At 60.5% G+C, this 9,763-nt stretch carries 8 protein-coding genes; 2 read left to right on the top strand and 6 right to left on the bottom strand.

Going from position 1 to position 9,763, the window contains the following annotated elements:
* A partial coding sequence (locus MOV61_RS25360) for an AAA family ATPase (protein WP_247138571.1) occupies positions 1 to 253 on the bottom strand: 253 nt, incomplete at its 3' end.
* 3 nt (positions 254 to 256) lie between these two features.
* Positions 257 to 1,492: a DNA repair exonuclease gene (locus MOV61_RS25355; protein WP_247138570.1), complete on the bottom strand. Its 1,236-nt coding sequence runs from the start codon at positions 1,490 to 1,492 to the stop codon at positions 257 to 259.
* A gap of 115 nt (positions 1,493 to 1,607) precedes the next feature.
* Here MOV61_RS25355 and MOV61_RS25350 point away from each other — a divergent pair, with 115 nt between their 5' ends.
* Positions 1,608 to 2,594 carry an aldo/keto reductase gene (locus MOV61_RS25350; RefSeq protein WP_247138569.1) on the top strand — a complete coding sequence of 329 codons (987 nt, stop codon included), beginning with the start codon at positions 1,608 to 1,610 and terminating at the stop codon, positions 2,592 to 2,594.
* A gap of 167 nt (positions 2,595 to 2,761) precedes the next feature.
* On the opposite strand, the gene hupB is transcribed toward MOV61_RS25350, so the two are convergent.
* From hupB to clpP, 4 genes are all read right to left on the bottom strand, one after another.
* Positions 2,762 to 3,037 (bottom strand): DNA-binding protein HupB, encoded by a 276-nt coding sequence (gene hupB, locus MOV61_RS25345; RefSeq protein WP_007753405.1) that lies wholly within the window; start codon positions 3,035 to 3,037, stop codon positions 2,762 to 2,764.
* 200 nt (positions 3,038 to 3,237) lie between these two features.
* Positions 3,238 to 5,655 (bottom strand): endopeptidase La, encoded by a 2,418-nt coding sequence (lon, locus tag MOV61_RS25340; RefSeq protein ID WP_038541944.1) that lies wholly within the window; start codon positions 5,653 to 5,655, stop codon positions 3,238 to 3,240.
* 408 nt (positions 5,656 to 6,063) lie between these two features.
* Positions 6,064 to 7,341, bottom strand: coding sequence for an ATP-dependent Clp protease ATP-binding subunit ClpX (clpX, locus tag MOV61_RS25335; protein WP_038541942.1), 1,278 nt, complete (start codon positions 7,339 to 7,341; stop codon positions 6,064 to 6,066).
* 285 nt (positions 7,342 to 7,626) lie between these two features.
* Positions 7,627 to 8,259 (bottom strand): ATP-dependent Clp endopeptidase proteolytic subunit ClpP, encoded by a 633-nt coding sequence (gene clpP / locus MOV61_RS25330; protein ID WP_007753416.1) that lies wholly within the window; start codon positions 8,257 to 8,259, stop codon positions 7,627 to 7,629.
* 363 nt (positions 8,260 to 8,622) lie between these two features.
* On the opposite strand from clpP, the gene MOV61_RS30515 reads away from it, so the two are divergent.
* Positions 8,623 to 9,763 (top strand): GGDEF domain-containing protein (locus tag MOV61_RS30515; protein WP_247138568.1); only part of this gene is annotated, 1,141 nt, incomplete at its 3' end.

Here is a 9,763-nt window from a genome sequence, read left to right as displayed (position 1 = left end):
GGCGGAATTCGCGCGCCTGGCCATCGCGCGCGGTGATCGCGGCACCGACGCGGAGCGCGGTGGCATCATGCAAAAAACTGTATTCAGCGGTCGTCGGGAAACCGAACAGCAGGTCGGAGATTGCCGACAGGGCGGAGGATTTTCCGGCCTCGTTCGGTCCGTAGATCACATGCAATCTGGCATCCGGGCGGAAGGTCAGTGTCCGGTCGGTCAGCGCGCCGTAGCGCAGAATATCGAGGCGATTAAAACGCATGGATCAGCCAGCCCTCGCCGCACGCGAGAGCAGGAGATCGCGGGCCTCGGCCAGCAGCGCTTCGGCATCGTCGCCAAGCGCCAGGTCGCCCGCTCCGATGCCGCCCGGCAGGCGGGCGGTGATCTCGGCGATCTTGGCGTTGGCATCGGCGACCAGTTCAGGGGCGAAGCCGCCCATCGGAATGAGGCCTTGAAGGCCGAGCATGTCGGTCGCGACGCTCGTCCCGTTGATTGCCGGTTCGAGCCGCGGTTCCAGCTTTTCGAGCCAGATATCCTGATGGGAGCGGTGGCAGGCCGCCTGCACCTCATCGCGAAAATCCTCGGCGCGGGCCATGACTTCGTTGCGGAAGCGGCTTTTGCCCGTCAGACGGATGCGCAGCGCCAGCGGCCGACCTTCCATCCGCTCGACGACATCTTCCAGCGCATTCTCGATGCGGCGCAGGATCGCCGGGATGTTGTCGTCCGGCTCGACCGCGACGACGAGTTCGGCAAAGCGGGCGCTGTCGGTGATGATCCGCTCATGGGTGATACGACCGTCCTCGACGGTCACCAATACCGCGCCTTTCGCCCCCTGCTCGCGGATCGAGCGGCCCTGGAGATTGCCGGGGAAGACAACCAGCGGGTCTTCGGCGACGATCTCGAAATCATGAACATGGCCGAGCGCCCAGTAGTCGTAACCGCGCGAGCGCAGATCCTCGACCGAACACGGCGCATAGGGCGCGTGCGGCTCGCGGCCGGTGAGCGAGGTGTGCAGCACGCCGATGTTGAACCAACCCGCTTCCGGCTTAGGATAGGCCAGCGACAGGTTATCGACCGCCGAGCGCTCGGCAAAACCCTGGCCGTGCAGCGCAACCTTCAAATGATCGAGCTTGAAGCTGCCCGGCTTGTTGACCGGGAACTCGCTGACATTCTTCGGCAGGGTAATCGTCTTGGTGATGACGCTTTCGGCGTCGTGATTGCCCTTCAGCAGGAAGACCGGAATGTCGGCGCGTTCCAGCCGCGCCACTTCGCGGTTGAAGAACAGGCCGATCTTGTTGTCCTTCCAGTCGCCGTCATAGACGTCGCCGGCGACGATGAAGAAGTCGACCTTGCGTTCGACCGCCTGGTCGACCAGGCCTGAAAACGCCCTGCGGCTCGCCTCGATGAACAGTTCGGCGATGGCAGCGTCCTTCAGCGCCAGCCCCTGGAAGGGACTGCCGAGATGCAGGTCGGCGGCGTGAATGAATCGGAAGGAGGTCATCGAATCGCTTGTTTTGATTGCCGGAGCTGATCAGGTGTTTTAGGCAAATGCCGGGCACGAAGGAAGCTCAGGGTTCCGCAGCCTGTGGATAGCCCAATCTTATTCGGAGGACATCATGAGAAACCACGCGTTCGGACGCACATCCTTCACCGTCAGCGAGATCGGTTTCGGCGCCTGGCAGATCGGCGGCTCCTGGGGCGACGTCAGCGAAACGGACGGGGCCAAGGCGCTGGAAGCGGCGCTCGATGCCGGCGTCACCTTCGTCGACACCGCCGACGTTTATGGCGATGGCCGTTCGGAAAAAATCATTGCCGGCGTCCTGAAATCGCGCGGCGGCAATCGGCCGATGGTCGCCACCAAGGCCGGCCGTCGTCTCAGCCCGCATGTGGCCAACGGCTATACCAAGGCCAATCTCGAAGGCTTCATCGACCGCAGCCTCAAGAATCTCGAAATCGACAGCCTCGACCTCGTGCAGCTCCACTGCCCACCGACCGAAGTCCTCTATCGCCCGGAGGTTTTTGGCGCGCTCGACGATCTGCGCCGTGCCGGCAAGATCAGGAATTACGGGGTCAGCGTCGAGAAGGTCGAGGAAGCGCTGAAGGCGATCGAATATCCCGACGTCACCAGCATCCAGATCATCTACAACATCTTTCGCCAGCGCCCGGCGGACCTGTTCTTCAGGGAGGCCAAGCAGAAGAACGTCGCGGTCATCGTCCGCGTGCCGCTCGCAAGCGGGCTGCTGTCGGGCAAGATCACCCGCGATACGGCGTTCGCCAAGGACGACCATCGCAACTTCAACCGGCATGGCGATGCCTTCGATGTCGGCGAGACTTTTGCCGGCGTACCGTTCGAAGTCGGTCTCCAGGCGGTCGAGGAAGTCCGCAAGCTGGTGCCACGGGGAGCGTCGATGGCGGCTTTCGCGCTGAAATGGATCCTGATGAACGAGGCGGTCACCGTCATCATTCCCGGCGCCCGCAACGAGGCGCAGGCCAGGGGCAACGCTGCGGCGGCAGAGCTTGCCGCACTTTCGGCCGAAGTGATGACCGCGACCAAGGAAATCTATGCACGACTGGTTGCTCCGCACGTGCATCAGCGCTGGTAGGAACGCCGAGCTGCCGTCACGCAGCATGCAGCCCCGTGACAGCGGATGACAGTTTTCACATCCAGCGTTGTGATTGGCAGCGATTTGCGACTCGTAAAAAAGGCCCGGGAAAAACCCGGGCCTTTTCAAAATATGAGACTGTAACAGGATGCCTCGAAGGCAGCGCGTTAGCTGTTGACTGCGTCCTTCAGGCCCTTACCGGCCGAGAACTTCGGCACGTTACGTGCCGGGATGTCGACTTCGGCGCCGGTCGACGGATTACGACCCTTGGACGCTTCGCGACGGGAAACGGAGAAGCTGCCGAAACCGGCAAGACGGATATCGCCGCCCTTCTTCAGTTCAGCCTGTACGGTCTCAAAAACGGCGTCTACAGCGGATGCGGCATCAGCCTTAGAGAGGCCGGCCTTCTCGGCCACTGCGGATACCAACTCATTCTTATTCATGTTTCCACCCCTTTCAAACGGTTTTGGAACGACTCATGTAATCGGGGCAGACAATAGTCAGGCGCCCGCCCGTGGCAACCCAAAAGCTCCGCAATCGCCTGAAAAACAAGGGGTGCGCGTTATTTTTCACAAAAAAAGCCGGCGTTGTGCCGGCTTTTTTCATTGCTGGTGCCAATTTGGCATAACCAAAAGACTATCGATCAGTGCGCTATGGTTACGCCTGCGTCGTCCACACCTTCGACCGTGGTGATCAGCGGCGTTTCCACCGTGCCATCCCATTCGATCGCTTCCGGCTGACGGACGAGCGCGTGACGGATCACCTCGCCCATGCGGGAAACCGGAATGATCTCCATGTTGTTCTTCACGTTGTCCGGAATCTCGGCCAGATCCTTGGCGTTTTCTTCCGGGATCAGAACGGTCTTGATGTTGCCGCGAAGGGCGGCAAGCAGCTTTTCCTTGAGGCCGCCGATCGGCAGCACACGGCCGCGAAGGGTGATCTCACCCGTCATCGCCACGTCCTTGCGGACCGGGATGCCGGTCATGATCGAGACGATTGCGGTCGCCATGCCGACGCCGGCCGACGGTCCGTCCTTCGGGGTTGCCCCTTCCGGCACGTGAACGTGGATGTCCGACTTGTCGAAGCGCGGCGGTTCGATGCCGAAATCGATCGCACGCGAACGGACATAAGAAGCCGCCGCCGAGATCGATTCCTTCATCACTTCCTTGAGGTTGCCGGTGACCGTCATGCGGCCCTTGCCCGGCATCATCACGCCTTCGATCGTCAGCAGCTCGCCGCCGACTTCCGTCCAGGCGAGACCGGTGACCACGCCGACCTGATCCTCGCCCTCGGCTTCGCCGTGGCGGAACCGCGGAACGCCGAGGTAGTCGGAGATGTTGGCCGCGGTGATCGCAACCGACTTGGTCTTGCCCTTGATAATCTCGGTGACCGCCTTGCGGGCGAGTTTCATCAGTTCACGCTCATAGCTACGAACGCCGGCTTCCCGCGTGTACTGCTGGCTGATCGCCATCAGGGCATCGTCGGTGATCGAGAATTCGTTCGGCTGCAGGGCATGTTCCTTGATCGCCTTCGGCAGAAGGTGACGCTTGGCGATCTCGCGCTTTTCATCCTCGGTGTAACCGGCGATCCGGATGATTTCCATACGGTCCATCAGCGGTGCCGGGATGTTAAGCGTGTTCGCCGTGGTGATGAACATCACGTCGGACAGGTCGTATTCGACTTCCAGGTAATGGTCCATGAAGGTCGAGTTCTGCGCCGGATCCAGCACTTCGAGCAGGGCCGAAGACGGGTCGCCGCGGAAATCCATGCCCATCTTGTCGATTTCGTCGAGCAGGAAGAGCGGGTTGGACTTCTTTGCCTTCTTCATCGACTGGATGACCTTGCCGGGCATCGAGCCGATATAGGTGCGGCGATGACCGCGGATTTCGGCTTCGTCACGGACGCCGCCGAGAGCCATGCGCACGTATTCGCGGCCGGTCGCCTTGGCGATCGACTGGGCGAGCGAGGTCTTGCCGACGCCCGGAGGCCCGACAAGGCACAGGATCGGACCCTTGAGCTTGGTGGCGCGGGCCTGCACGGCGAGATATTCGATGATGCGTTCCTTGACCTTGTCGAGGCCGAAGTGATCGGCTTCGAGGATCTTCTCGGCATTGTTGAGGTCGACCTTGACCTTCGATTTCTTGGCCCACGGAATGCCGAGCAGCCAGTCGAGATAGTTGCGCACGACGGTGGCTTCCGCCGACATCGGGCTCATCTGCTTGAGCTTCTTCAGCTCGGCATCGGCCTTTTCCTTGGCTTCCTTGGACAGCTTGGTCTTGGCGATGCGCTCTTCCAGTTCGGCCATCTCGTCGCGGCCTTCTTCGCCGTCGCCGAGCTCCTTCTGGATCGCCTTCATCTGTTCGTTGAGGTAGTATTCGCGCTGGGTCTTCTCCATCTGGCGTTTTACACGCGAGCGGATGCGCTTTTCCACCTGCAGGACGGAGATCTCGCCTTCCATGAAGCCGAGCGCCTTTTCGAGGCGCAGCTTGACGGAAACCGTTTCCAGCATTTCCTGCTTTTCGGTGATCTTGATCGACAGATGCGAGGCAACCGTATCGGCCAGCTTCGAATAGTCTTCGATCTGGCTTGCGGCACCCACCACTTCCGGCGAGATCTTCTTGTTGAGCTTCACGTAGTTTTCGAACTCGGAAACCACGGAACGCGACAGGGCTTCGACCTCGACCGCATCCTCGTCGGGTTCAGCAAGAACGCTCGCCGTCGCTTCGTAGAATTCTTCACGGTCGGTATAGCCGTCGATCTTGGCGCGCGAACGGCCTTCGACCAGAACCTTGACGGTGCCGTCGGGCAGCTTCAGGAGCTGCAGCACGTTGGCGACGGTGCCGACCTTGTAGATTGCCGAGGGTTCGGGATCGTCGTCGCCGGCGTTGATCTGGGTGACCAGCATGATCTGCTTGTCGGAACCCATCACCTCTTCGAGCGCGCGAATAGACTTCTCCCGTCCGACGAACAAAGGCACGATCATATGCGGAAAGACCACAATGTCGCGCAGCGGCAGCACCGGATAGGTTTCGCTACCAGTCGCAGACGTTGAATTCGTCATTTCATTTCCTTTCCATCGTCCCGTTTCCGGGATACGTCCCGGGGCAAATCACCCGGGCATTTCACTCTCGCCCAAAGTGGAGTTTTAGAAATTTGATTTCAAGCCTTGCAGGCCGCCGTCGCTTAACGAATGTGACAGGGGCATTACAAAGCGTGTACACATAAACGCCACGCGGAACGCCAAAGGACACGGGACGCGACCACCGGACCTGCCAACCTGAGATCACACCCAAACGAAGCAACCGGAGCGTCGATGATCTTCCCGCACAGTCTCTAATGCAAGGCGAATATGGTGCAATTCTTCGCGAGGCAAAAATGGTGGAAAAATCAAAAAAAGCAAGGCTGTTCGCCGACATAAAAAAGAGGCCCCGATAGGGCCTCTTCAAGCTCAGGAACGGAACGGCCCACTTCAAGCCGAAACGTTCGCCTTTTCATCCTGCCGGTCGGCATAGATGTAGAGCGGCCGGGCGTTTCCACGCACGACGTCGTCCGAGATGACCACTTCGCGCACGCCTTCGAGCGTCGGCAGTTCGAACATGGTGTCGAGAAGGATCTTCTCCATGATCGAGCGCAGGCCGCGGGCGCCGGTCTTGCGGGTGATCGCCCGCTTGGCAATCTCGCGCAGCGCATCCTCGTGGAAGGTCAGGTCGACGTCTTCCATCTCGAACAGGCGCTGGTACTGCTTGATCAGCGCGTTCTTCGGTTCCGACAGGATCTGGATCAGCGCATCCTCGTCGAGGTCTTCGAGGGTTGCCAGAACCGGCAGACGGCCTATGAATTCCGGAATGAGGCCGAACTTCACCAGATCTTCCGGCTCCAGTTCGCGCAGCACTTCGCCGACGCGACGGTCATCCGCCGACTTGACGGAGGCACCGAAGCCGATCGAGGTCTTTTCGCCGCGAGCCGAGATGATCTTGTCGAGACCCGCGAAGGCGCCGCCGCAGATGAACAGGATGTTCGTCGTGTCGACCTGCAGGAATTCCTGCTGCGGGTGCTTGCGGCCGCCCTGCGGCGGTACCGAGGCAACCGTGCCTTCCATGATCTTCAGAAGCGCCTGCTGCACGCCCTCGCCCGACACATCGCGGGTGATCGACGGGTTGTCGGACTTGCGGGAGATCTTGTCGACTTCGTCGATATAGACGATGCCGCGCTGGGCGCGTTCGACATTGTAATCCGCAGACTGCAGGAGCTTCAGGATGATGTTTTCGACGTCCTCGCCGACGTAGCCGGCTTCGGTCAGCGTCGTGGCATCCGCCATCGTGAAGGGAACGTCGATGATGCGGGCGAGGGTCTGGGCAAGATAGGTCTTGCCGCAGCCGGTCGGGCCGACCAGCATGATGTTCGACTTCGCAAGCTCGACATCGCCGCCCTTGGAGGCATGCGCGAGGCGCTTGTAATGGTTATGCACCGCGACCGACAGGATACGCTTGGCCTGCTTCTGGCCGATGACATATTCGTCGAGGACCTTGATGATGTCCTGAGGCGTGGGCACGCCGTCGCGGGACTTGACCATCGAGGTCTTGTTCTCTTCGCGGATGATGTCCATGCACAGTTCGACGCATTCATCGCAGATGAATACGGTCGGTCCGGCGATCAGCTTCCGGACTTCGTGCTGGCTCTTTCCGCAGAAAGAGCAATATAGGGTATTCTTGGAGTCGCCGCCGTTGCTGCCGCTGACTTTGCTCATATCACTTTCCTTCCAGCACTCCGCACTCACGTCAAAACGGGCGCGGTCCACTCTACCGCTTGCCGGCGCGCGCCCGACGGGCCTTGCGCGCCTGCCTTGCCTTAAGGGTACTCTACCGATCCCGCGTACATCATGCCGGATCAGCGGCAACGAAACCCCTAAGAAACGAATGCTATGTCATAAAAGTTCAACACAGCATTAATAAGTACTAATAGCGCTTTCCGTGCGACTTGAAACCCCTTTTTGCTCACATCGGGGTGAGGTGCACGGGTCGCGCCATCAGACTCAGTCTCCGGAGCCACCTTCCATTTCCTGACGCGATGTCAGGATCTTGTCGATGACGCCCCAATCCTGGGCTTCGTCGGCCGTCATGAAATGGTCGCGGTCGAGGGTCTTTTCGACTTCCTCCAACGTGCGGCCCGTATGCTTCACGTAGACCTCGTTAAGACGTCTTTTCATCTTCAATATGTCACGGGCATGGCGCTCGATATCGGACGCCTGGCCCTGGAAGCCGCCGGAGGGCTGATGCACCATGATGCGCGAGTTCGGGGTTGCGAACCGCATCCCCTTCTCGCCGGCGCACAGGAGCAACGAGCCCATGGAGGCGGCCTGGCCGATGCAGAGCGTCGAAACCGCCGGCTTGATGAACTGCATCGTGTCGTAGATCGCCATGCCGGCGGTCACGACGCCGCCGGGCGAATTGATGTAGAGGGCGATTTCCTTCTTCGGGTTTTCCGCTTCGAGGAAGAGAAGCTGGGCGCAGATCAGCGACGCCATATAGTCTTCGACGGGACCCGTCAGGAAGATGATGCGCTCTTTCAGAAGACGCGAATAGATGTCGTAAGAGCGCTCACCGCGATTGGTCTGTTCGACGACCATCGGCACCAAGGCCATTGCGGTATCAACTGGATTTCTCATGTCCGTCCTTTGTCAAGCACTTGCCGAAAGCGGATAAGCGCTCCGGAATCAAATGGAATGGGTCATCCCTACATAGAGTGTCAACGCCCGGTACTTCAAGACGGAGCATCCGATATCCTTAACTGCCCGGGGATGCGCGAGGCTGACCGCTATTACGATTCCTGCCGGGCGACAGCCTGCGGGCGCCCCATTTCGCCCGATGGCACAGGTTTTTGCGCGATCAGGGTAAAGCGGGCGTGAATTTCGTCTCGAAATCTCGCCGCAACCGGGTTTGAGCCCAGGGTTTTCCAGAATCCGTGCAACTTCGTCTTAAAGACTGCGTGTCATGTTGGGCGCGCTCGACATCGAGCATTGGAGTTTGGGGTGGACATTTTAACGGGCCTGATGATCTGGGCGGCGGAGGCGCTGACGCTTGCAGCCCTCCTGTGCTCACGCTGGTACTACGAGCGGGACCGCTTCTACCTGAGTTGGGGCGGCGGGTTTGCGCTGCACGGGATCGGCGTCATCCTGGTGGCATTGCGCGGCGACATCCCCGATTTCATCTCCATCCAGATCGCCAATACGCTGGTGCTTTCCGGCGTCGGCCTGTGGATTGCCGGTTTTCTGCAGTTCGACCGAAAGCCCGTGGGAGCCTATATCGCCATCCCGGCGCTTCTGTGGGTGGCTGGAATGCTCCTCTATCCGGTGCGCGAGAACTTCGCCAACCGGGTGGCTCTCCACAACGTCGCGACCATGGTCGGCCATGCGATCATGATCTATATCCTGCTCAGGAACAACGGCGCGTCGAAGATGACGCGGCGGGTGCTTGCGGCCTTCCTCGCCGTACAACTTTTCGCGAACGGCGTGGTTGCGGTTCTGGTGATCGCCGGTGAGGCGAAATCCATTGGCATGTCGCCGCACTCCGCCTGGCTGCTCTTCCCGGCGGCAGTCTGTTTAATCGCCATCATCATGACCGGCACGAAACTGCTGACCGAGCGCTCGGAAGAGAAACTCAAGACGCTTGCCGTCACCGACCCCTTGACCGGGGTTCTCAACCGGCGCGGCCTGATCGACCAGTTCCATGCGCTGAGAAAACTCGAGGACGAGGAGAAGCCGCTGATCGCGCTCCTGCATTTCGACCTCGACAACTTCAAGCAGATCAACGACCGCTGCGGCCATCAGGCGGGCGATTCGGTGCTGGTCGCCTTTTCACAAGTCGGCCAGACGTCGATGCGCAGCCGCGGTTTCTTCGGCCGCATGGGCGGCGAGGAATTCGCCTCCATCCTGCGCGTCGGCGACATGATCGAGGCCGCCAGCATCGCCGAGGCGATCCGCCTGACGCTCAAACGCCAGACCATCGTCGCCGGCGAGCACAAGATCACGGTCACCGTCAGCGCCGGCATCGCGCTTGCGGGAGCCGGAACCGCCGACCTCGACCTTCTGCTCAGCGCCGCGGACCGGGCACTCTACACCGCCAAGGACAGCGGCCGCGACCGCACCGCGATCGATACCGGCACCGAAGCTT

Origin of the sequence: Neorhizobium sp. BETTINA12A (assembly GCF_023006485.1) — a bacterium.
GTDB lineage: Bacteria > Pseudomonadota > Alphaproteobacteria > Rhizobiales > Rhizobiaceae > Neorhizobium.
This window is presented reverse-complemented; position numbering and strand designations above follow the sequence as displayed.

Coding starts and splice junctions, on each gene's coding strand:
- MOV61_RS25350 (WP_247138569.1), top strand. CDS start 1,608: ATGAGAAACCACGCGTTCGGACGCACATCCTTCACCGTCAGCGAGATC.
- lon (WP_038541944.1), bottom strand. CDS start 5,655: ATGACGAATTCAACGTCTGCGACTGGTAGCGAAACCTATCCGGTGCTG.
- clpP (WP_007753416.1), bottom strand. CDS start 8,259: ATGAGAAATCCAGTTGATACCGCAATGGCCTTGGTGCCGATGGTCGTC.
- hupB (WP_007753405.1), bottom strand. CDS start 3,037: ATGAATAAGAATGAGTTGGTATCCGCAGTGGCCGAGAAGGCCGGCCTC.
- MOV61_RS25355 (WP_247138570.1), bottom strand. CDS start 1,492: ATGACCTCCTTCCGATTCATTCACGCCGCCGACCTGCATCTCGGCAGT.
- clpX (WP_038541942.1), bottom strand. CDS start 7,341: ATGAGCAAAGTCAGCGGCAGCAACGGCGGCGACTCCAAGAATACCCTA.